The organism is Arcobacter thermotolerans (genome assembly GCF_983172305.1).
On sequence record NZ_CFAFZJ010000010.1, the window covers coordinates 11,915 to 35,634 of the forward strand.

A 23,720-nucleotide genomic window follows, 5' to 3' on the forward strand; every position below is an offset into this window, starting at 1 on the left:
GAATGAAAAAAAAATTAGATTTTAGCAAGCCTCTTATAGTGCTTGCTCCCCTTGCTGGTTATACAGATTTACCTTTTAGAAGTGTTGTTAAAAAGTTTGGAGCTGATCTTACAATTTCAGAGATGATAAGTTCAAATGCTTTGGTTTATAAAAGTGCAAGAACACTTAAGATGATAGAAAAGTCTCCTTCAGAAGACCCATATTTTGTACAAATTGCTGGAAATAGTGCTCAACTTGTAAGAGAAGCAGTTGAAATATTAAATGATGTTGAAGGAATTGATGGAATTGATTTAAACTGCGGTTGTCCTGCTCCTAAAGTATTCTCTCATGGTTCAGGTTCTAATCTTTTAGGTGATTTAAAAAAGCTTGAAGAGATTTTAAGTACTATCAAAAAATATTCAAAAAAAGAGTACACAAGTGCAAAAGTAAGGCTTGGAGTTAATGAAAAAATTCCAGTTGAAATTGGAAAAGCGGTTGAAGCTTGTGGAGTTGATTTTGTATCAGTTCATGGAAGAACAAGAGCTGGAAAATATAAAGCACCTGTAGATTATGATGCAATTAAACAGATGAAAGAGGCTATTTCAATTCCAGTTATTGCAAATGGTGATATAAAAGATTATAAAAAAGCAAAAGAGGTTTTAGAGTACACAAAAGCTGATGGTGTTATGATAGGACGAGGTGCTATTGGTAAACCTTGGGTTTTTTATCAATTAAAACATGAGCTTGAAGATATTGATAATTCTATAAAAAAAGAGATTATTTTAGAACACTATGACAAAATGCTTGAGTTTCATGGAGACTATGGTGCTATAATTTTTAGAAAATTGTTACACGCTTATTCAAAAGGTTATACAGGAGCAAATGAGTTTAGAGATTTAGTAAATCAAATTAGTGACAAAAATATAATGAGAGATTTAATAGAGAGCTTTTTTTAGATTTAATTTGATTAAAAAGTTATTTAGATAGAATATTAAGTTTTTAAAAAAAATATAAAGGAATTTTTATTTGTCAAAAGAGTATTTTGAATTACTAATAAAACCAGAAGATAATTATGAACTGTTTTTAAATCTAATTTTATCACTTACAGATGATGCAATTGAAGAAAATGATGGTGAAATAATTGTTAGAAGTGAAGAGAATCTTGAAGATTTTCAGGAACCACTTGAAAAATTTGCAAAAGCATTAAATACAAAATGTTATATAAAATGTGAAAAAAAAGAGAGTATAGATTGGATAAAAAAATATCAAGACTCTATACAAGCTGTTGAAGTTGGAAGCTTTTATGTGCGACCATCATGGAGTGAAGCAAAAGAGGGAAAAATTGATATTTTAATAGATCCAGCACTTGCTTTTGGTTCAGGACACCACGAAACAACTTCTTCTTGTTTATTAGCAATTGATGAGTTTGTAAAAAAAGGTGATAGCTTATTGGATGTTGGAACAGGAAGTGGTATTTTAGCAATTGCAGCGGCAAAAAAAGGTGCAGTTGTTGATGTTTGTGATACAGATGAAATTTGTATAGAGAGTACACAATCAAATTTTGTTTTAAACAATCAAAAGATAAATAACTTTTGGATTGGCTCTGTAAATTTTGCCAAAGAAAAATATGATGTAGTTTTGGCAAATATTATTGCAGATGTTCTTGTTATGATATCAGATGATTTGATAAATTCTACAAAAGATGGTGGAATTATAATAGTTTCTGGTATTTTAGATAAGCATGAAAAGAGAGTTTTAAGTAAATTTTCTAATTTAAAAGAGCTAAAAATTATTCACAAAAATGAGTGGGTAACAATGGTATTTAAAAAATAAGAGGGATATAAATAATGATGAATAAACAACAAAATAACAATCCAAACAATAATCAAAATAATAACAATAATTTTTTCAACAATAATCCACTTTTGATATTTGTTGCATTTTCGCTTGTAACAATTTTTGCATTTAAAGCAATTTTTCCTGATAGTGAAACAAACGCTACAAACTCAAATATTCAAGCTTATGGAAGTAATGTAAGCAAAACAATTACATATTCTGAGTTAAAAAAACTTATTGTAAGTGGAAAAATTGAGTATGTTGGTATTGGAAATACTCTAATTAGAGCTGTTAGTAAAAATGATGGAATGCAAAGAGTTACTTATACAGCAAGAAGAGTTGTTCCTGATGAGACATTAATTTCTGAGTTGGAAAAAAGTGGTATCTCTTATGGTGGAATAAGCGAAGAGAATCTTCTATCTGATATTCTTTTTGGATGGGTTTTACCAATATTTTTATTTTTTGCTATTTGGATGTTTTTGGTTAAAAGAATGCAAAAATCTATGGGTGGCGGAAGTGGTGGAATCCTTGGAATTGGTTCATCTAAAAAGATGATAAATTCTGAAAAACCAAATGTAAAATTTGATGATATGGCTGGAAATAAAGAGGCTAAAGAAGAGGTTAGGGAAGTTGTAGATTTCTTAAAAGCACCAGATAGATATGTAAGACTTGGAGCTCAAATTCCAAAAGGTGTATTACTTGTAGGTCCTCCAGGTACAGGTAAAACTCTTTTAGCAAAAGCAGTTGCTGGAGAGGCTGATGTTCAATTTTTATCTGTTTCAGGATCTGCATTTATTGAGATGTTTGTAGGAGTTGGAGCTAGTAGAGTTAGAGATTTGTTTGAACAAGCAAAAAAAGTAGCTCCTGCTATTATTTTTATTGATGAGATTGATGCTATTGGTAAAAGTAGAGCTAGTGGCGGACCAATGGGTGGAAATGATGAGAGAGAGCAGACTTTAAATCAACTTTTAGCAGAGATGGATGGATTTTCTACTGAAACAGCTCCTGTAATAGTTCTTGCAGCTACAAATAGACCTGAAGTTTTAGATCCAGCACTTTTAAGACCAGGAAGATTTGATAGACAAGTTTTAGTTGATAAACCTGATTATGAAGGAAGAATTGAGATTTTAAATGTTCATATTAAAGATGTAAAAATTTCAAAAGATGTAGATTTAAAAGAGGTTGCAAAGATGACAGCAGGACTTGCTGGTGCTGATTTAGCAAATATTATAAATGAAGCTGCTCTTTTAGCTGGACGTGCAAATAAAGAGGAAGTAGAGCCAAGTGATTTTAAAGAGGCTGTTGAGAGACAAATAGCAGGTTTAGAGAAAAAATCAAGAAGAATATCTCCAAAAGAGAGAAAAATTGTTGCTTATCATGAAAGTGGACATGCAGTTATGGCTGAAATTACAAAAGGTGCTAAAAAAGTAAATAAAGTATCTATTGTTCCAAGAGGTTTAGCAGCGCTTGGATATACACTAAATACTCCTGAAGAGAATAAATATTTAATGCAAAAACATGAGCTAATAGCTGAAGTTGATGTTTTACTTGGTGGAAGAGCTGCTGAAGAGGTATTTATAGGAGAGATTAGTACAGGTGCTGGAAATGATTTAGAGAGAGCTACAAATATTATTAAATCTATGGCAACTATTTATGGAATGAGTGATATAGCTGGGCTTATGGTACTAGAAAGAAGAACAAATCAGTTCTTAGGTGGACAAACTCAAAAAGATTTCTCAGATGCTATGGCAAAAGATTTAGATGATCATGTAAAAACTACTTTAAATGAAAGATATCAAGTTGTGTTACAAGCTTTAAGAGATAACAAAGATGCAATTGAACAAATGACTTCTGAACTACTTGAAATAGAGGTAATTACAGGTGAAAGAGTTAGAGAGATTATAAAAGAACATGGTGGAAAAGTTTTTGAAGGTGAAGATTTACATAGCGATAGTTTAGATAAAAGTGATTTAAAAGAAGATATTAAATCTGATAAAACTCAAATAGAAAATAAAGATGATAATCCATCTGAAAAATAATAATTTTTAGGAGCAAATTTGCTTCTAAAAATTTTCTAAATAATAAAAATTATCCTTGACAAATAAATTAAATTAAATTATACTTTCAACCTAATTAAAAAAGGAGAGTAAAATGAAAATATTTATTATTTCAAAAAGCAATTTTCTAAAAAGTGTAAACTCTTCTTTACTACTCTTAAATCTACTCAAATTTTAATTTAAAATTAAATAAGTTTTTAAAAAATCTGTTTTTCTTTTTTTATTTAAAAAAAGATATAATCAAAAGTTAATTTAAAAGGTAAATATTATGGATAAAAATAAAATTATTGTATTTGATACTACTTTAAGAGATGGAGAGCAAAGCCCTGGTTGTTCTATGAACACAGAAGAGAAATTAAGGGTTGCTTTACAGTTAGAAAAATTGGGAGTTGATGTTATTGAAGCTGGTTTTGCAGCAGCAAGTCCTGGGGATTTTGATGCAGTTACTCAAATTGCAAAAACAATTAAAAATTCAAGCATCTGTTCATTAAGTCGTGCTATTGAAAATGATATAAAACAGGCTGGTATGGCTGTTTCTCATGCGCCAAAACATAGAATTCATACATTTATAGCTACAAGCCCAATTCATATGAAATATAAATTAAAAATGTCTCCAGATGAAGTTATAAAAAGAGCTGTTAGAGCTGTAGAGTATGCAAGAACTTTTGTAGATGATGTTGAGTTCTCTTTAGAAGATGCTGGAAGAAGTGAAATTCCTTTTATGAAAGAGGTGATGGATGCGGTTATAAGTGCAGGTGCAACTACAATTAATTTACCAGATACTGTTGGGTATAGATTACCTACAGAGTTGGGTGCAATGGTTAAAGAGTTAAGCGAGTTTGCAGGTAATAGAGCAATAATCTCAGTTCATAATCACAACGATTTAGGATTAGCAACTGCAAATACTTTAGCAGCTGTTTTAAATGGAGCTAGACAAATTGAAGTTACAATAAATGGATTAGGTGAGAGAGCTGGAAACTCAGCTTTAGAAGAGGCTGTTATGGCTATAAAGGTACGAAAAGATGTTTTTGGTGATTTATACACATCTATTAATACTCCAGAGATCTATGCAACTTCAAGATTAATTGCAACAATTACAGGAGTTGAACCACAACAAAATAAAGCAATTGTTGGTAAAAATGCATTTGCACATGAGAGTGGAATTCACCAAGATGGTGTTTTAAAACATCAAGAGACATATGAGATTATGCGACCAGAAGATGTTGGAGTTATTAAAGATAGCACTTTAATATTAGGAAAACATTCAGGTCGAGCTGCATTTAAAGATAAAATTGCACAATTAGGTTTTGATAGTGTAAGCGATGATGAGTTAAATAGTGCATTTGAAAGGTTTAAAGCATTAGCTGATAAGAAAAAAGATATAACAGATGATGATGTTAGAATGTTAATCACTGATGAAGCTTTAAATCACGATAAGATTTATGACTTAGTAGGTTTACAAATAAGTGATTGCTCAGATGGTTTACCAATGGCTGCTGTTTCAATTAAGTTTGAAGATAAAATTATAAAAGATGCTGGTTTAGGTGATGGAACTATGGATGCTATTTTTAAAACAATAGATAGAATCACTGGTTTTGCAGGAGAGTTAAAAGATTATAAAGTTGTATCTGTTAGTGAAGGGAAAGATGCTTTAGCAAAAGTTACAGTTAGAGTTACTTTTGAAGATAAAAACAACTCTTTTGTAGGTCATGGATTAAGTATTGATACAATGCTTGCAACTGCAAAAGCATATATTGGAGCTTTAAACTCATATTTATCACAAAAAAATAGACTTACTAAAAATTGTGGGCATCAGGTATAAAAAGATAGGATTTCTCCTATCTTTTTTTAATTATGATAGAAATAAACAGTAAAGAAGAAATTTTAGATATTTTAAAAAATTCTAAAGCTGTAATGCTATATTTTGGAGCTACAAACTGTAGTGTTTGTCAAGTTTTAAAACCAAAAGTAGAGATGAATATTTCTCTTAATTTTTCTAAAATGAAACAATGTTATATTAATAGTAATCAAAATTTAGATATTACTTCTCACTTTAATATTTTTTCAAGTCCAACTATTTTGGTCTTTTTTGAAGGTAAAGAGTTTAAAAGATATGGTAGAAATATTAGTTTAGATATTTTTAATAGTGAATTAAAAAGATTATATGAGATGGTATTTTAAAAATGAAAAGAGCTTTGATAATTTGTTTTGTAGTTTTTCTATTGATGCAGTTTATAAGACCCCAAAAAGTAGAATATAGTGAAGATGAAACATATGAGATAGTTTTACCTCCTGATATAAAAGAGATATTTGTAAGAGCTTGTTATGATTGCCACTCAAATAAGATTAATTACCCTTGGTATTCAAATGTTGCACCTTTTTCTTGGGTTGTTGCAAATCATACAAATGAGGGGGTAAATGCTTTGAATTTTTCAAATTGGGAAAAATATACTCAAACACAAAAAAATGAAAAATTAAAAGCAATCTATAGAACAGCTCACTCATCAATGCCTCTTCCAGCTTATACGTGGGCTCACATTGAAGCAGAACTTTCAAAAGAAGATAGAGAAAAAATTAGAGATTGGACAGGAGTGCGAAAATAGTGCGAGAAGAAGTAACAGCTCTTTTAGAAAATAGAAATGAACTTCTAACTATCACATATTTTAAGATTCAAGAGTTATTTGATAAAAAATATGGTGAAAATGCCTTAGTTCTCATGGAAATTGGAACTTTTTTTGAAGTTTATGAAGTAAATAATGAAAAAGAGAAGATAGGAAAAGCAAAAGAGATAGCAGAACTTTTAAATATTCAATTAACAAGAAAAAATAAATCAATACTTGAAAACTCAAAAGAGAATCCAATTATGGCTGGAGTTCCAGCAATTTCATTTGAAAAACATCTAGCACGAATTATTGCTGAGCAAAAATATACAATAGCAATAATAAGACAAAAAGGAACTCCTCCAAATGTGAGTAGATATTTGGATGTTGTTGTAAGTCCTGGTACAAACTTTGATTTTGTAGTAGAGCAAGATGATAATTTTATAACTTCAATTGTAATTGATCAAGTAAGAGGAAATTATCTAATAGGTTATAGTGCTATTGATGTAACAACAGCAAAGTGTTATTACAACGAAGTTTTTGGAACAAATGAAGATAAGTTTTTTGCACTTGATGAAGTCTTTAATTATATGAATATGCACAAAACTAGCGAAATTATAGTTACTCTAGCAGATAAAAATATTAATCAAAAAGAGATAATTGACTATTTGGAGTTAAATTTAAAAAGTTTTCATTTAAGAAACTTTAGACCAAAAATTACATATCAAAATGAACTTTTTAAAAATGTTTTTAGCATTGAGTCACTTCTAACTCCAATAGAGCATCTTGATATGGAGAGATCTCCTCTTTCAACAGAATCATTGGCAATTCTAATAGACTTTGTAATAGCTCATGATAGTTCAATTATTCAAAAACTATCAAACCCAATAAAATTAGATGTTAGTAGATACATATATATTGGAAACAATGCTTTAGAGCAGTTAAATATTATAGATACAACGCATAATTTAAGTCTAATAAGATTAATAAATAATACTTCAACTGCTATGGGTAAAAGACTTTTAAAAGAGAGGATTACAAATCCAATAAAAGACTCAAAAGAGCTTTTAAGAAGATACAATTTATCTAAAGAATTATATGATTTTCACTCACCAATAGAGAATGAATTAGCAAGTATTTACGATATAGAAAGGCTTACAAGAAGAATAAAGCTATCAAGACTGCACCCTTTTGAGTTGAACTATTTGTATGACTCTTTGGTAAGTATAAAAGAGATTGTAAAATTTATGGAGAGTTATAAATTTATAACTCCTCCTTGTAGTAGTGATGAGATAAACTCTTTTTTAGCATCTATTAACTCTACTTTTGATTTAAGTATAAGTGGAAGATTTATGCTAAAAGATGTAGATGAAAATATGATAACAAGCGGAGTAAATCTTCAAATTGATGATTTAAATAGAGAAAATAAACTACTTTTGGATAAATTGGAAATTTTAAAAAATCATATTTTATCTTTTTTTAAATCAGATGAAAAAAGTTTTGTAACAATTAATAGGCTTGATAAAGAAGGATTTTATATCTCAATAACAAAAAATAGATATAACCTTATAAAAGAGGAGCTTTTAAAATCTCATCTTATAATTGATGATAAACTTCTACTTTTTAAAGATTTTTCTATAAAAACTCAAACAAACAGTATAAAATTATCTTGCTCTTTAACAGATGATATTTCAGATAAATATGTTCATAATCTTAAAAAAATCGTTGAGATAAATAAACTTGTATTTAAAGAGAAACTTATTGAGTTTGAAAAAAAGTTTTCAACACTTTTAAGTGAATTAGTTGTATTTATAGCTGAAGTTGATTTAACTGTTTCAAATATAAAAACTAGTAAAAAATATAACTACACTTGTCCAAAAATTGTAAAAACCAAAGATGATGAGAATTTTTTAGAACTAATAGAACTTAGACATCCAATAATTGAAGCAAATGAGGATAGGGGAGTTTATGTTACAAATGATATTGTTTTAGGTGAATTAAATTTAGTTAGTAAAGAGTATGAAGATAATATTATAGTAAAAAACTCAAATCCTACAAATCTTCAAAGTAATAAAATGCATGGAATACTTCTTTTTGGAATAAATAGCTCTGGAAAATCTTCTTTAATGAAAGCTATTGGAATAAGTGTTATTTTAGCACAAGCAGGTTTTTTTGTACCTTGTAAATCTATGAGATTTTCAATATTTGACTCAATTTTTACAAGAATTAGTGGTGCTGATAATATTTCAAAAGGATTATCAAGTTTTGCAGTTGAGATGATGGATTTAAAAAATATATTTAATCGTGCTAGTAAAAAATCTCTAATTTTGGGGGATGAGATAAGTCATAGTACAGAGACTTTAAGTGGTCTTAGTATTGTTGCAAGTGCTATTTTGAAACTTGCACGTCTTGAATCACTTTTTGTTTTTGCTACACATTTACATCAACTACCACAAATTCCTGAGATTGAGAAATTAAAAAATATTATTTGTCTTCATCTATCTGTTATGTATAAAGATGATGAAGATAAACTGATTTTTGATAGAAAATTAGCTTTTGGTAGTGGCTCATCTATATATGGTTTGGAGTTTGCAAAATCTTTGTATATTGATAAAGAGTTTTTAAATGTTGCAAATGATATTAGAAAAAGATTAGCAGATGACTATACAAAAGTTGAAAGAATTTCACAAAAAAATAGTTCTAAATATAATAGTAATTTATATACAAGTACTTGTATAATATGTGGTCGTGCTTGTGATGAAGTTCATCATATACAAGAGCAGAAAAAAGCAAATAAAGATGGATTTATAGGACATATAAATGCAAATCATAAATATAATCTAATCCCACTTTGTAAACTTCATCATAAAATGGTTCATGAGGGTAAAATAAATGTAAATGGTTTTGTAGCAACTTCAAAAGGGCTAGAACTTCACTACACTATGATTGAAGAGTAGAACTCTATTTTTTAATGATTAAACACTATTTTAATCTATAAAAGCTAGAATAAGCAAAATTTAAAAATATAGCTTATTTAGGAAAAATTATGGATTTATTTATTTCAACTTTTATTAAAATATTTTTTATTATGACACCCTTTTTTGTACTTACTGTTTTTTTAACCATTACAAATGATGCAACACTTATTGAGAAAAGAAAATTAGCAATTAAAGTAACTTTATCTGTTGTTGTTATATCTTTAGTTTTACTCTTTTTTGGAGAACATATTTTCAAAGTTTTTGGTATAACTTTGGATGCGTTTAAAATAGGTGCTGGAGCTTTGCTATTTTTAACGGCTGTTGGGTTAATTTATGGAAATAAAGATGGACAAAAACCAACTGATACAAATTTATCAGATTTGGCAGTTGTTCCTTTGGCTTTACCTATTACTATTGGACCTGGAACTATTGGAGTTTTATTAGTAATGGGAGTTGAATTTAATAGTTTTTCAAAATTAGTTATTGGAAGTTTAGCTCTTATTTTTGCAATCTTATTAATAGGTTGTATGCTATATTTATCTAGTTTAATAGAGAGATTCATTGGCAAAAATGGTCTTTTAATTTTATCAAAAATTACAGGACTTTTTTTGGCTGCGTTATCTGCACAACTAATATTTGATGGAATAAAAAGTTTTTTAGGTTTATAGTGTAGTGTTTATAAAAAGTAAAAGTTTAAGAAATATATCATTTTTAATATCTATAATATTTTTAATAAACCTTTTTTATATGATTTATAGCTCTTTTTTTATAGTTAAAAACCAGTTTACAGATATTGGAGATTCTACTTATGTAAATCAAGTAAGAGTAGATGACTATACAAAAAAGTTAGCAGATTTTTTAACAAAAAATTGTAAACAAGATTCTATATGTGAAGTTCAAAATATGTTAGATTTTGTAACACAAATTCCATATAAGATAAATGAAAGTACTGCAAAAAGTCCAAAAAAAGTGGTTGAACAAAATTTTGGTGATTGTGATGATAAGTCAAATTTACTTATTTCACTTTTGAAAGTTAAAGATTATGAAGCATATTTTGTACTAGTTCCAAATCATATTTTTGTGATAATAAATCTTGAAGGGATAAATTTAAATAAAAAAGCACTTTATGTAAATAATAAAAAATACTATATTTTGGAAACAACTGCGACAAATTCAAAAATAGCTTTTCCTTTAAAGTATAAAATTGAAGAGATTGAAGCTATCATAAATCCATTTACAAATAAAAAGTTAGTTATAGAGAGTCTAGAGTATAAATAATCTTTTATACTCTAGTTTAAATTATTCTAATTTATTAGAATTTAATAGTCTATTTTATCCCCATTTTTCAAAATATCTTTTGAAAATTTAATCACTTTGTTTCTTCCTGTTGATTTTGCCTCATATAAAGATATATCAGCATATTTTATACATTTCCAGAATTGATCTGTATCTGTCGGGAAGAAAGAGTAACCAATACTTACAGTTTTTGAAAAGCTATCTCCTCCATAATTAAATATGATTTTTGAGAAATCAGCATTTATTTTATTTGCTAACTCTTTTGCACTCTCTTGAGTTGCATTTTTCATTAAGATTAAGAACTCTTCACCACCATATCTAATTAAAGTCTCATTTGAAGAGATTGATTTTTTCATAGTAATTGCAAGTTTTCTTAAAATATCATCTCCAACATCATGACCATAAGTGTCATTTACCATTTTAAAGTAATCAATATCTAAAAACATAATCGCATAAACAACACCATTTTTCATGTCAAGATTTAGTTGTTTTTCTACAATTTCATCTAGATATTTTCTATTATATAGACCTGTTAGCGAGTCTGTAAGATTTTTTTGTCTTAATGCTTCCATTAAGATTTTACTCTCTAAAATTGGTTTAGTCTCTTCAAGATATTTTTTGATAATCCCAATTTTATATTTTAGGTTATTTAGCTCATCTTGAGATTTTGAAATAATATGAATTACAATATTTTTTTGTTCATTTACATAAAAAGGAATACAAATATAGTTTTCATCAACTTTACATTTTGCAACTCTACAAATCTCTGGGAAGTTTTCAGAAGATACAATACTGTTTATTCTTTCTGCTCTACAAGCCTCTTTAATATTTTGTTTTAAATCACAACAAGCTATAGCACCATTGCTTGCAAAGATAGTTTTTCTCTCATCTTTTACTAAATCAGTCTCAAAAATCACAAAACAGTTTATTTCTAATTTATCTTTTAAAACAAGAATTAATCTATGATAAATATCATCAATAGTTAAATCATTTTCAATAGTTTTTTTATAGTGATAAATTTCACTAATATCTTCAATTATCTCTTTTGCTGTAATTAATTTATCATGATTTACATTTGATGTTCTATTATGAACAAAAGATGTTAAATTTTTCTCAATTCCAGTTAATACTGTTTCAAGTTTTTCTATTAATTCATTTAACCAATTTGAAACCTCTTTATCCTCTTTTAAAACACCAGGATTTGCTCTAATAGAGTAATCTCCTTCATGAACTTTTTTTAATACATCAGATAGTGAATCAAAAGAGTTTGTATATGGAGTTATCTTTTTTCTCATAAAAATTAAGAAAACTATTAAAAATATAGAGATAGTTCCAATAATATAAATTAAAACCATAATATTTGAACCTCTATCTTCACTTATATCAAAGCTTAAAGATATAGCACCTAAAACTTCTCCCTCTTTTGCATTGTGACAAGAAAGGCAGTTTGGTCTATCTAAAGAAGATGCTGTATAAGGAATTGTAATTCTAAGATTCGCAGTATATAAAGACTCTTCGATTACAATTTTCTCAATACCTGTATTTAAAACTTGCAAATCAATCTCATCTTTTGGTTTTTCATTTGCTAAATTTGAATTTCCAAATTGTTCACTAACACTTTTTGCTCTAACTAGCCACAAAGATTGTACATTTTTTAGCTGACTAATACTGTCCAAAAATACATCTCTTTGTGCCATGTTTCCATTTACCATATGTGAAGTAAGAGAATTTTTAACTATATCAGCTGTTAAATAAGCTTTCTTTTTAACAGCATCATATCCTATTTGTCTAGAACCAATTGCAACTAAAACAACAATAATTGAAGTTAAAATTATAACCATTGAAAAAATGATGAGTGTTATTTTCGTATTTGACTTCATTTGTTTTCCCTTTTTAGAAATTTTATAAAAAATTACAAATATTTTATTGAATTACAATATTTTAAAAGCTTCTTCTAAATCTAAAGTACCTTCATAAAATGCTTTTCCAACAATTACTCCACCAATATTTCCATTTGCTTTACAGTTTTTGATATCTTCAATATCTTTAACTCCACCACTTGCAATTGTGTAAACATTGCTAGCAAGTGCAATATCTTCTGTAAATTCAACATTAACTCCACAAAGCATACCATCTTTGCTTATATCTGTACAAATAATCGCTTCAACTCCAGCATTTGCAAACTCTTGTGCTAGGTCTGTAGCTTTCATTGTTGAAACTTCTGCCCAACCCTCAACTGCAACCATTCCATTTATTGCATCAATTCCAACAGCAATTGGATATTTTTTTGCCATATCTTTTACAAATTGAGGATCTTTAACAGCGATTGAGCCAAGAATTAATCTATCAACTCCAAGTTCTAAATACATCTGAATAGTTTTTTCATCTCTTATTCCACCACCAAGCTCAATTTTTAGATTGCAGTTATCTCTAATTTTTTTAATCTGCTCTAAGTTGGCTGGTTTTCCTTCAAATGCTCCATTTAAATCAACAATATGAACCCACTTACTTCCTAACTCTTCAAATCTTTTTGCTACTTGCCATGGTTCATCTGAGTAGATTTTTGCACTATCCATAAGCCCTTTGCTAAGTCTTACAGCTTTTCCATCTTTTAAATCAATCGCTGGTAATATATCCATAATTTTCCTTTTAATATTTATAAATTTATAAAGTTTTCTAATATTTTAAGTCCATTATTATGAGACTTTTCAGGATGAGGTTGAAATCCAAAAATATTATCTTTGTTTACAGCACTTACAAAATCATATCCATAGTTTGTTGTTGCTATTGTATATTTATCATCTGTAACAACATGATAAGAGTGTACAAAATATAAATATGGGTTTTGTAGATTTTTAAAAAGTGGATTATCTTTATTTATTGTTTTATTCCAACCCATATGTGGAATTTTTAAATCACTACTCATCTTTGATTTATCAAATTTCACAACTTTTCCTTCAATTAGTCCTAAACCTTTTGTATATCCAAACTCTTCAGAACTTTCAAATAAAAGTTGCATTCCAAGGCAAATTCCAAGAAGTGGTTTTTTACTATTTGCAAAATCTAAAATAGCATCTTTTAAGCCACTTTTTTCTAAATGTTGCATAGCATCTTTATATGCTCCAACTCCTGGTAGTATTATTTTGTCTAAATTTTTTAAATCATCTGCATTTTTTACAATTTTTAAATCTTTTGTAAATTTTGAACAAGCGTTATAAACACTTGCCAGATTTCCCATATTGTAGTCTATTATTCCTAGCATCTAAATCCTTTTAAAGCATAGATTATATCTTTTATTAATTTAAAAATGAGCATAGAGTAAGAGCAAACAAAACATTTACACCCTCTTTTTTTAAAGCTTTTTTAGCTTCTAAAATAGTTGTTCCTGTAGTAATTACATCATCAACTAAAATTACATCACAATTTTTTACTCCACTATAGATAAATTTTCTTGGATTTTTTTGTCTAAACTCTAAATTTTTTCCAGCATATTTGACAATATTTTTAGCTTTTAAAGTGTTGAAAATTGGTTTTATAAAAGAACTTTTTAAATGCTTTGCCAAAATAGCAGTTTGAGAGAAATCGTGTCTTGTGTGGTCATCTATTGGAATAGCCAAAATAGGGTGGGTAAATTCAAAATTATCTGCAAACTTCTTAAAACTAAGTTTAGCTAAAATATTAAAAACTCTATCTCCATAAAAGTGATATTTACTTTGGATTAAATCTTCTAAATCTTTGTAATCGTAAAAAGAGTAGACAAAAAAATCTTTCTCTAGTTCTTTTTTATAAAAGTTTGGAGCAAGAAGTGTGGTTTGACAAGTTTTACAAATAATTTGTAAAGATAACTTGTCACAACTTGTACACTTCAAAATAAAACCTTTTAGATTTTTAAAACAGCCATAAATGCTTCTTGTGGAACATTTACTTTCCCAATAGCTTTCATTCTTTTTTTACCCTCTTTTTGTTTTTCAAGAAGTTTTCTTTTTCTTGTAATATCTCCACCATAACATTTTGCAGTTACATTTTTACCCATAGATTTTACAGTCTCTCTTGCAATTATTGTGCTTCCAATACTCGCTTGTACTGCAACTTCAAAAAGTTGTCTAGGAATTAGCTCTTTTAGAGCTTTTACAAACTCTCTTCCTCTTGAAACAGCTTTATCTTCAGGAACTATAATAGATAGTGCATCAACTATATCTCCAGCAACTCTAACATCAAGTTTTTTTAAGTTTCCTGGTCTAAATCCAACAGGTTCATAATCAAAAGATGCATAACCTTTTGTTGTAGATTTTAACTTATCATAAAAATCCATTACAATCTCATTCATAGGTAAATCATACTCAAGAAGAACTCTTTTTCCTATGTAATCCATTTTTAATTGAATTCCTCTTTTATCATTTAAAAGTTTTATAACATTTCCCAAAAACTCATCAGGAACTAAAATTGTAGATTTTACATAAGGTTCAAAAATTGTCTCTATATAGTTTGGCTCAGGAAGTTCGCTTGGATTTTGAATAGTTATTTTTTCTCCATCTTTTTTTAAAACTTCATAAATAACTGTTGGAGCAGTTGCTATTAAATCTAAATCAAACTCTCTTTCTAATCTCTCTTTAATAACTTCCATATGAAGCATTCCTAAAAATCCAGTTCTAAATCCACTTCCAAGAGCCATTGAACTTTCAGGTTCAAAAGAGATTGAAGAGTCATTTAATTTTAGTTTATTCAAAGCCTCTCTTAAATCTTCAAATTTATCTGTCTCTATTGGATAAAGCCCTGCAAATACAAATGGTTTTGCAGGTTCAAAACCATCAATAACCATTTTAGTTGGATTTTTTGCATCAGTCATTGTATCACCAACAGCAATTCCATCTAAAGTTTTAAGTCCAAGTACAACAATACCTATTTCACCTGTTTTTATCTCTAAAGTATCTTCTCTTTTTAGTGGATGAGGATACATCAAACTTAAAACTTGATGTTCAACTTTTGTATTCATCATTCTTAAAGTTTGACCTTTTTTGATACTTCCATCATAAACTCTTACAAGTGCTAAAGCTCCTAAATAGTTATCAAACCAAGAGTCGTAGATTAAAGCTTTTGTAGGTGCATTCTCATCACCATTTGGAGAAGGTACTCTTTTTATGATTGACTCTATTAAATCTTTAACTCCAAGACCAGTTTTTGCACTTATTAAATTATGCTCTGTACAATCAACTCCAATAGCCTCTTCAACTTCTGCTAAAACACGCATTGGGTCAGCACTTGGTAGATCTATTTTATTAACAACAGGAAGGAGTTCTAAGTCATTATCCATTGCAATATATACATTTGCTATTGTTTGTGCTTCAACACCTTGAGTTGAATCAACAATAAGCAAAGCACCTTCAGATGATGCTAAAGAACGGCTTACTTCATAAGAGAAATCGACATGTCCTGGAGTATCTATAAGATTTAGAATATATTTTTCACCATTTAAAGTGTAGTTTAGCCTAACACTTTGTGCCTTTATTGTAATTCCTCTCTCTTTTTCTATATCCATATTGTCCATAACTTGAGATTTCATCTCTCTATCACTTATTCCTCCACACTCTTGAATAATTCTATCTGCAAGTGTTGATTTACCGTGGTCAATATGAGCTATGATACTAAAGTTTCTAATATTTTTTTGCAATTTTTTTCCTATAATTTTAAAAGATTATTTGTAAAGTGGTAAGATTATATCTAAAAAGTAGTAAGTTTTTTGTTAAATAATTTTTATAATAAAAAAAGGGGCTAGAATTTCTAGCCCCTTTTGAAAATTTAAGTAGAAAACTTAAATTATTTAGTCATTACAGCGTGTACTCTTCTGTTTTCTGCTCTACCTTCAGCAGTTTCATTAGAAGCTATAGGTCTACTTTTTCCATATCCAACAGCTTTTAATCTTGATTTTTCAACACCTAAATCTGTTAAAGCTTTAACAACTGAAGCTGCTCTTCTTTCAGATAATTTTTGATTGTATTTAACTGAACCAACAGCGTCTGTATGCCCTTCTATGTCAGCTTTTAATTTTTTGTCTGTATTCATAACTTTTGCAAAATCATGAATTCTTGTTCCATAAATATCTTTAATTTCTGATTTAGCTGTATCAAAATTAACATTTAAATTAATTAAAGTCATACATCCAACAGTATCAACTTTTGCACCTTTTAATGTATCTGGACATTTGTCAAGTTCATCAATAACACCATCTCCATCGCTATCTTTTGGAGCAGCTTTTGCAGCTACAGGAGCAGGAGCAGCTACAGGAGCAACTTTTGCAGCTTTTTCACCAAATGGAATAGCTAAACCAAAGTTATATAATAGAGTGCTGTCTCCGTTTTGTGCAGATATTAAATGTCTTAAATCAAATTTTAAAGCCATTGCATCTGTTAGTTGATATTTTAAACCAACTCCATAGTTTCCAAATAGACCATCTTTTTGGTGTTTAGTTAATTCATTATCAAAAAACTCAACTCCAAGTCCTGCTAATGCATATAAAGATAAATCAGTAGTTAAACCATAATCTTTAACTAAGTTACCAAATACTCTAGTAATTGAAGTATCTTGATTTCTTACAGAATTTTTTCCATCAACATCTTGAACTGTTCTTAAAAAACCTAATTCAAATTGATCAATTAATGAATCCTCTGATTGATTAAAACCTAAAGCTAATCCAGCATTTGCATAGTTTCTTTCTAAACTATGATTACCTTCACCTAATCCTCCACCGATTAATGGAGTGATTTCATATTTGTAGTCACTATTTGCAGCAAGTACTAAAGATGCACAAGCTAATGAAGATAGTAATATTTTTTTCATTTATTTTCCTTAATTTTAAATTACAATACGCGAATTATATCAGTAATTTATTAATTTTTTATTAACGTTTGTTTAATTATTAAAAATAGAATTTACTGATTCGTTATTATGTATTCTTCTTATTGCTTCACCTATTATAGAAGAAGCTGTTAGCACAGTTATTTTTTTTGCATTTTTTTTAGTTGGAATTGTATCTGAGATAACTAATTCATCTAAAACACCATTTGCAACTCTTTCATAAGCAGGACCACTTAAAACTCCATGCGTACAACATGCCATAACACTGTTAGCACCTTTTTCTTTTAATACTTCAGCAGCTTTTACTAAAGTTCCAGCAGTATCAACCATATCATCTACTAAAATAACATCTTTACCTTTTACATCTCCAATTATGTTCATAACTTGAGACTCATTTGCTTTCTCTCTTTTTTTATCAACTATTACTAAATCGTAACCTAGTTTATCAGCATATTGTCTAGCCCTTGCAACCCCACCAATATCTGGACTTGCAATAATTGGATTTTTTAAATTTTTACTTTTTATATAGTTTACAAAAAGAATCGAACCAAAAAGATTATCAGCAGGAATATTAAAAAATCCTTGAATTTGAGCAGCATGTAAATCAATAGTTACAACTCTATTTATTCCAGCTTTCTCTAATAAATCAGCAACTAATTTTGCGCTAATAGGAACTCTTGGGGCTGCTTTTCTATCTTGCCTTGCATATCCGTAGTAAGGAATTACGGCATTTATTGATTTAGCACTTGATCTTTTAAGTGCATCTATCATTATTAAAAGTTCCATTAAATTATCATTTGTAGGAGCACAAGTTGGTTGAATAATATAAACATCTTGTCCTCTTACACTTTGAGTTATCTGAACAGATATTTCACCATCACTAAATTTGTTTAATTTAGCATCAGATACATTCATTCCTAAGTAGTCACCGACTTTTTTTGCAAATTCAGGGTTTGCACTTCCACTAAAGAGTTTAAAAGTAGACATAAAAATTCCTCTAATTTTTGATTTTTTTATTTAAAATAGTATCAAAAATCTACTTAATAAAAATTTGTTAATTATTAATAAAAGATTAATAAAGTATTAATAAAAAAAACTGTATTATTCCAAAATCTAAAAATAATGATAACAAGTATCATTTAGATTATTAATTAAAGGAGTATTTATGAAAAAATTAAGTTTAGTTGTTTCAACTATTATGTTATCAAGTACAATGTTTGCTGCTTCAGCTTTTGACAAAGAAGTTGATGCTCCTTTAAAGAAAGATAATATAGAAAATGCAAACTCTATAGATGAAGCTTTCAAAAATGGTAAAATAGAGGGAAGCATAGCACTATTTGGATTAACTCAAGATAATAAAGATCAATCTATTAAAAGAGATTTTGCATTTGGTAATGGTAATTTAACTTTAGGATATAACACTGCTAGTTTTTATGGTTTTAGTTTAGGAACTCAAGTAAAAGGAAATATTAAACTTGGTGAAAAACATAAAGATGATAGAAAAAACGAAGGACCTTTTGAAAACAATGCTTTAATAACTCAAGCATATTTACAATATTCTTTAAATGAGATGTTATTAATTAAAGCAGGTAGATATGAAGGTGAATTAGAGTGGCTTACAGATTATCAACAAGGAGCTATTGTCGAGATTACAGCAATTCCTGATACTACTGTATCTTTAGCATTTTCAAATAGAAAAGCTGAATCAGGAATTGATACAAGTGAAGACTTTCATAAACCACATGATAAAGGTATTTATGTAGTTGATATTAAAAATGAGAGTTTAGAGGGATTGGAAATAAATCCTTACTACTACCAAATTCCAGATGTAGTAAAATTTTATGGTTTAAAAACTTCTTACAATTTAGAATATTTTGGAGCTATTGCACAATATGCAAAGAGTAGCTTAACTAATGAATATAAAACTAATAATAGTTCAGAAAATGATGGTTATGTAGCACATTTTGAGTTAAATGGTAATTTTGAAGATTTAACTTCAGCAGTTGGTTTAATAAAAACAAGTAAAAAAGGTGGAGCTGATATTATAACTTCTTATGGAGATAGTATTTCACCATTTGAAGATGGAGAAAAAGTGTATACTTTAGATGCTAGAACTATTTATGGCTCTTTGGGTTATTCAATTTATGATTTTGAATTTGGTGCTTTGTATGGAATTACAAGATATGATGCGTCAAGCTCTGGATTGAAAGAAAAAGAGTTAAATCTAAGTGTTGGATATAATTTCACAAAAAATTTAAATACAAATATTATGTATGTAAATGTAGATGCTGACGAAGCAAGTGGTGAGACAGATTATAATAAATATTTAGCTAGTGTTGAGTATAAATTTTAGTTAAATAATTAAAAGTGGATTTCCACTTTTAATTATTTTGCACCTTTTATAAAAGCACTTCCTAAAACTCTATTTCCATCATAAAAAACAGCCAATTGTCCACTAGCAACTCCAAAAGCTGGTTCTTTTAATTTTATAATTGCCTTATCATCAATAATCTCAACATCACATAAAATTGTATTACTTCTATATCTTAGTTTTACACCACATGTGAATTTTTTATTATCAATATAGAGATTAAGCTCTTCTCCAACAACTTCATTAACTTCTAAAGCTGGTTTTTTACCAACAATAATAGTGTTATCTTTTGGATTTAATTTTAAAACAAAATGAGGCTCTTGAGCACCTTTAACTGTAAATCCTTTTCTTTTTCCAATTGTATAGTGAGCATAACCTTTATGCTTTCCTACTATATTTCCATTTTGGTCTAAAACATCACCTTCAATATCTATATTTGCGTGTTTTTTTATAATATCAGTATAAACTGTCTCTACAAAACAGATCTCTTGTGATTCACTTTTTTCTGTTATCTTTTTATAAGTTACATCTAAATTTGCACCAAGTTTTATAATATCCTCTTTTTTATAGTTACTTAGAGGAAACATCATAGAAGCAATAGAGTCTTTAGGAACTTGAGATAAAAAATAGCTTTGATCTTTTGATAAATCATCTGCAAGATATAAAAATTTACCATCAGTTTTTACATAGTGACCAGTTGCAAGAAATGAAGCTCCTTGTTTTTTTGCAAAATCAAGCATTGCACCAAATTTTATATTTTTATTACATTTTACACATGGATTTGGAGTATTTCCATCTATGTAAGAGTTTACAAAATAGTCATAAACATCTTTTTTAAATTTTTTGGATAAATCTAAAATATGATATTTTATACCTAAAAATTTTGCAACCCCATCAATATAACTTAAATTTGATTCGTGGTAACCATCAGTTCTATTATGAAGTTTTAGATAAACTCCTTCAACTTCATATCCATCTTTTTGTAAGATATAAGCTGTAACTGATGAGTCAATTCCTCCACTCATTCCAACCATTACTTTTTGTTTACTCATCTTTTACCTTTTTATTTGTAAAAGCTTATAAAGCCACCACCAAGACAATAATCACCTGAGTATAAAACAAGACTTTGCCCTAGAGTTACAGCTCTTTGAGGATTATCAAACTCTACTATTACTTTTTCAGCACTTGCCTCAACAACCGTACAAGCTTGTTTTTGTTGTCTATATCTAACTTGTGCCATTAGTTTATCCCCAACTTTTGGTGCAACTTCTAGTACCCAGTGCATCTGTTTTGCTTCAACAGTTTTACTCATAAGTAGTGGATGATTTGTATCTTGAACAATTGTTAAGGTATTATTTATTACATCTTTAGAAGCTACAAACCAAGGTTTGTGCGTATTGTTTTCATTTTCATTGCCTTTAAGTCCACCAAGACCAATACCTTTTCTCTGACCCAATGTATAACAAACCAAACCTTTGTGTTTTCCTAAAACTTTTCCATTTTCATCAATAATATCACCTGGGATTGCTTGTAAGTGTTGAGTAATAAATTCATCAAATTTTTGGTTACCGATAAAACAGATTCCAGTGCTATCTTTTTTATCACTAACAGGAAGATTATGAGCTCTTGCTATCTCTCTAACCTCTTTTTTTGTTAAATCTCCAAGTGGAAACATAGCTTGAGATAATTGTTCACTTGATAGTGCATGTAAAAAATAGCTTTGATCTTTTGAGCTATCTTTTGGAGTATCAAGTACAAAATGGTCTTTATATTTTGCAATTTTTGCATAGTGACCAGTTGCAATCATATCTGCACCCATATTTTTTGCTTCATTTAAAAATACATTAAATTTTATCTCACGATTACATAAAATATCTGGATTTGGTGTAAGACCTTGTTTTAAACCATCTAGGAAAACATCAAAAACTCTATCTCTGTACTCTTTTACGAAGTCCTTTCCAATAACTTCAATACCTATTAATGCACCAACTTTTTTTGCATCTTCAAACTCTATACGATTAGGACACTGGCTACCTTTTATTCCATACTCCCAGTTTCGCATAAACAATCCAACAACATCATATCCTTGTTGTTTTAACAATAAGGCTGTAACAGATGAATCAACTCCACCTGACATTCCTACAACTACTCTTTTATTTTTATTCATTTTTTTACCTTTAAAAAGTTTTTTATGTGTATTTTAAAGGAATAATCACAGATTCTCTATTTGCCCAATTTTTGTGAGGTATAATTAAATTTTTTGAGTTTATCTTTTTTTTATCAAAAAATATAATATCTATATCTAAGGTTCTAGGCGCATCTTGAAAGGATCGCTTTCTTCCAAATTTTTTTTCATATCTTTGCATAGCTTGTAAAAACTCAAATGCACAAAGATCTGTTTGAAGACGAATTATACCATTTAAAAAATCACTTTGTTCTAAAAAACCAAATGGAGGATTTTTTAAAAGAGGGGAAGTTTTAAGTAAAGTAAATCTTGAATCTTTTTTTAAACATAAGATTAATTTATCAAATATTTTTTTTGTATCTCCAATATTTCCCCCAACTCCAATAGTTACACTATATTTTTTGTTTGAACTAATATTGAAAATTTTTGGAAAATTTGATGTATAAAAAAGTGTTAAATTAGGTGATAATTTTTTTTTCAAATTTCTCTCTTTTTTTATTTATAAAATTTCAGCTTTGCCATTTTTTATATAAACTGTATCTTCAATTCTTACACCAAACTCATTTGGAATATAAATTCCAGGTTCTACTGTAAATACCATATTATCTTCAATTATAAGTTCATTTTTGCTATTTATATTTGGAAACTCATGAATATCAAGTCCAACACCATGACCAGTGCTATGCACAAAATATTTTCCATAACCAGCTTGAGATATAAAATCTCTAGCAATCTTATCAACATCACAAGCTTTCATTCCAGCTCTTGCTTCTTTTATAGATTTTTCTTGAGCTTTTAATACAATGTCATAAATTTTTTGATGCTTTTTATTTTTAAAAGTTTGCTTTCGTTCAAAATTAAAGTTATCAAAATTAGCAACACTAGTACAAGTTCTATCAGAACAATATCTTTTATATTTAACTCCTGCATCAACTAAAATTAAATCATCTTTTTTTAATCTTTTGTTTGTAGGAAGTGCGTGAGGTTTTGCTGCATTTTCATTTATTGCAACAATTGGATTAAAAGAGGTTTCAAGCTCTCCTTTTTGACTCATAAATTTGTAAGCATTAAAATATAGCTCTTTTTCACTCTTTTTAAATCCACTATTTTTAATATATTTTGCAAACTCTTTAAAACCATCTTTTCCTAAAGATGATGCTTTTTTAAGAAGTTTTATCTCATAATCACTCTTTATTAATCTTTTTGTTTTTGAAAAATTTATCTCTTCAACAAACTCTATATCTAAATCTTTTACCATGTTTTTGTACTCAAAAAAAGTAAAATCATTTGGATCAAAAGTTATAGATTTGATAAGATTTCTTTTCAAAATCTCTTTAACACTCTCAATTAGATTAGAACTTTCAATAACTTCACAATTTTTTGCATACTCTTTTGCTTCAATTGTATATCTAGCATCTGTAATAAAAAATTTCTCACTTCCTAAACTTAAAAAAATTACATTATCACAAGAAAAGTTACATTCATAATATATTGCATTCTCATTTTTTAAAATAAAGTTATCCACTAAGATTGCCTTTTTTTGGGTTTTTTAACAAAAATTTGATT

21 protein-coding genes are annotated in these 23,720 nt (G+C 28.4%); 10 read left to right on the forward strand and 11 right to left on the reverse strand.

Features of this window, described 5'->3' with window-relative positions; translation table 11 throughout:
* Positions 1 to 2 precede the first annotated feature (2 nt).
* The 9 genes from AC5LG6_RS08275 to AC5LG6_RS08315 all read left to right on the forward strand — a co-directional run bounded on the left by AC5LG6_RS08275 (position 3) and on the right by AC5LG6_RS08315 (position 10,728).
* Entirely contained in the window at positions 3 to 935 is a 933-nt protein-coding gene (locus AC5LG6_RS08275; RefSeq protein WP_066219394.1) for a tRNA dihydrouridine synthase, read from the forward strand.
* A gap of 70 nt (positions 936 to 1,005) precedes the next feature.
* Positions 1,006 to 1,812 carry a 50S ribosomal protein L11 methyltransferase gene (locus AC5LG6_RS08280; protein WP_498586211.1) on the forward strand — a complete coding sequence of 269 codons (807 nt, stop codon included), beginning with the start codon at positions 1,006 to 1,008 and terminating at the stop codon, positions 1,810 to 1,812.
* Positions 1,813 to 1,826: 14 nt separating this feature from the next.
* Positions 1,827 to 3,854: an ATP-dependent zinc metalloprotease FtsH gene (gene ftsH, locus AC5LG6_RS08285; protein WP_498586212.1), complete on the forward strand. Its 2,028-nt coding sequence runs from the start codon at positions 1,827 to 1,829 to the stop codon at positions 3,852 to 3,854.
* Between the two features lie 286 nt (positions 3,855 to 4,140).
* Positions 4,141 to 5,694, forward strand: a complete 1,554-nt coding sequence (locus AC5LG6_RS08290; protein WP_498586213.1) for a 2-isopropylmalate synthase — start codon at positions 4,141 to 4,143, stop codon at positions 5,692 to 5,694.
* A 32-nt stretch (positions 5,695 to 5,726) separates the two neighbouring features.
* Complete coding sequence (locus AC5LG6_RS08295) at positions 5,727 to 6,053, forward strand: thioredoxin family protein (protein ID WP_260967591.1); 327 nt, start codon at positions 5,727 to 5,729, stop codon at positions 6,051 to 6,053.
* Between the two features lie 2 nt (positions 6,054 to 6,055).
* On the forward strand, positions 6,056 to 6,475 hold the full coding sequence (locus AC5LG6_RS08300; RefSeq protein ID WP_260874783.1) for a heme-binding domain-containing protein: 420 nt from the start codon (positions 6,056 to 6,058) through the stop codon (positions 6,473 to 6,475).
* Positions 6,475 to 9,429 carry a MutS-related protein gene (locus AC5LG6_RS08305; RefSeq protein WP_498586214.1) on the forward strand — a complete coding sequence of 985 codons (2,955 nt, stop codon included), beginning with the start codon at positions 6,475 to 6,477 and terminating at the stop codon, positions 9,427 to 9,429. Before AC5LG6_RS08300 ends, AC5LG6_RS08305 begins: the two co-directional genes overlap by 1 nt.
* A gap of 89 nt (positions 9,430 to 9,518) precedes the next feature.
* On the forward strand, positions 9,519 to 10,118 hold the full coding sequence (locus AC5LG6_RS08310; protein ID WP_066219410.1) for a MarC family protein: 600 nt from the start codon (positions 9,519 to 9,521) through the stop codon (positions 10,116 to 10,118).
* Between the two features lie 79 nt (positions 10,119 to 10,197).
* A complete protein-coding gene (locus tag AC5LG6_RS08315) occupies positions 10,198 to 10,728 on the forward strand; it encodes a transglutaminase-like domain-containing protein (protein ID WP_498586215.1) in 531 nt (176 codons plus the stop codon).
* 41 nt (positions 10,729 to 10,769) lie between these two features.
* Here the strand turns inward: AC5LG6_RS08315 and AC5LG6_RS08320 are convergent, their stop codons facing one another.
* The 7 genes from AC5LG6_RS08320 to AC5LG6_RS08350 all read right to left on the reverse strand — a co-directional run bounded on the left by AC5LG6_RS08320 (position 10,770) and on the right by AC5LG6_RS08350 (position 18,585).
* Positions 10,770 to 12,626, reverse strand: coding sequence for a GGDEF domain-containing protein (locus tag AC5LG6_RS08320; RefSeq protein ID WP_498586217.1), 1,857 nt, complete (start codon positions 12,624 to 12,626; stop codon positions 10,770 to 10,772).
* Positions 12,627 to 12,677: 51 nt separating this feature from the next.
* A complete protein-coding gene (hisA, locus tag AC5LG6_RS08325; RefSeq protein WP_129098145.1) occupies positions 12,678 to 13,385 on the reverse strand; it encodes a 1-(5-phosphoribosyl)-5-[(5-phosphoribosylamino)methylideneamino]imidazole-4-carboxamide isomerase in 708 nt (235 codons plus the stop codon).
* A gap of 17 nt (positions 13,386 to 13,402) precedes the next feature.
* Entirely contained in the window at positions 13,403 to 14,008 is a 606-nt protein-coding gene (hisH, locus tag AC5LG6_RS08330; RefSeq protein ID WP_498586218.1) for an imidazole glycerol phosphate synthase subunit HisH, read from the reverse strand.
* A 34-nt stretch (positions 14,009 to 14,042) separates the two neighbouring features.
* Positions 14,043 to 14,615: a ComF family protein gene (locus tag AC5LG6_RS08335; RefSeq protein ID WP_066219426.1), complete on the reverse strand. Its 573-nt coding sequence runs from the start codon at positions 14,613 to 14,615 to the stop codon at positions 14,043 to 14,045.
* Positions 14,616 to 14,626: 11 nt separating this feature from the next.
* Positions 14,627 to 16,414 (reverse strand): translation elongation factor 4, encoded by a 1,788-nt coding sequence (lepA, locus tag AC5LG6_RS08340; RefSeq protein ID WP_498586220.1) that lies wholly within the window; start codon positions 16,412 to 16,414, stop codon positions 14,627 to 14,629.
* 146 nt (positions 16,415 to 16,560) lie between these two features.
* A complete protein-coding gene (locus AC5LG6_RS08345) occupies positions 16,561 to 17,580 on the reverse strand; it encodes an OmpA family protein (RefSeq protein WP_498586221.1) in 1,020 nt (339 codons plus the stop codon).
* Positions 17,581 to 17,652: 72 nt separating this feature from the next.
* Positions 17,653 to 18,585 (reverse strand): ribose-phosphate pyrophosphokinase, encoded by a 933-nt coding sequence (locus AC5LG6_RS08350; RefSeq protein ID WP_066219436.1) that lies wholly within the window; start codon positions 18,583 to 18,585, stop codon positions 17,653 to 17,655.
* A 178-nt stretch (positions 18,586 to 18,763) separates the two neighbouring features.
* On the opposite strand from AC5LG6_RS08350, the gene AC5LG6_RS08355 reads away from it, so the two are divergent.
* A complete protein-coding gene (locus AC5LG6_RS08355; RefSeq protein WP_498586222.1) occupies positions 18,764 to 19,951 on the forward strand; it encodes an Opr family porin in 1,188 nt (395 codons plus the stop codon).
* Between the two features lie 32 nt (positions 19,952 to 19,983).
* Here the strand turns inward: AC5LG6_RS08355 and mnmA (AC5LG6_RS08360) are convergent, their stop codons facing one another.
* The 4 genes from mnmA (AC5LG6_RS08360) to AC5LG6_RS08375 are packed head-to-tail and all read right to left on the reverse strand — an operon-like array spanning position 19,984 to position 23,679.
* Complete coding sequence (gene mnmA, locus AC5LG6_RS08360) at positions 19,984 to 21,021, reverse strand: tRNA 2-thiouridine(34) synthase MnmA (RefSeq protein WP_498586223.1); 1,038 nt, start codon at positions 21,019 to 21,021, stop codon at positions 19,984 to 19,986.
* 11 nt (positions 21,022 to 21,032) lie between these two features.
* Positions 21,033 to 22,136 carry a tRNA 2-thiouridine(34) synthase MnmA gene (gene mnmA / locus AC5LG6_RS08365; protein WP_498586224.1) on the reverse strand — a complete coding sequence of 368 codons (1,104 nt, stop codon included), beginning with the start codon at positions 22,134 to 22,136 and terminating at the stop codon, positions 21,033 to 21,035.
* A 22-nt stretch (positions 22,137 to 22,158) separates the two neighbouring features.
* Positions 22,159 to 22,635, reverse strand: a complete 477-nt coding sequence (gene folK, locus AC5LG6_RS08370) for a 2-amino-4-hydroxy-6-hydroxymethyldihydropteridine diphosphokinase (RefSeq protein ID WP_105939059.1) — start codon at positions 22,633 to 22,635, stop codon at positions 22,159 to 22,161.
* 18 nt (positions 22,636 to 22,653) lie between these two features.
* The gene (locus tag AC5LG6_RS08375; RefSeq protein WP_498586226.1) at positions 22,654 to 23,679 is read right to left on the reverse strand and encodes a M24 family metallopeptidase; all 1,026 of its coding nucleotides are present in this window, start codon (positions 23,677 to 23,679) and stop codon (positions 22,654 to 22,656) included.
* Positions 23,680 to 23,720: the final 41 nt, after the last annotated feature.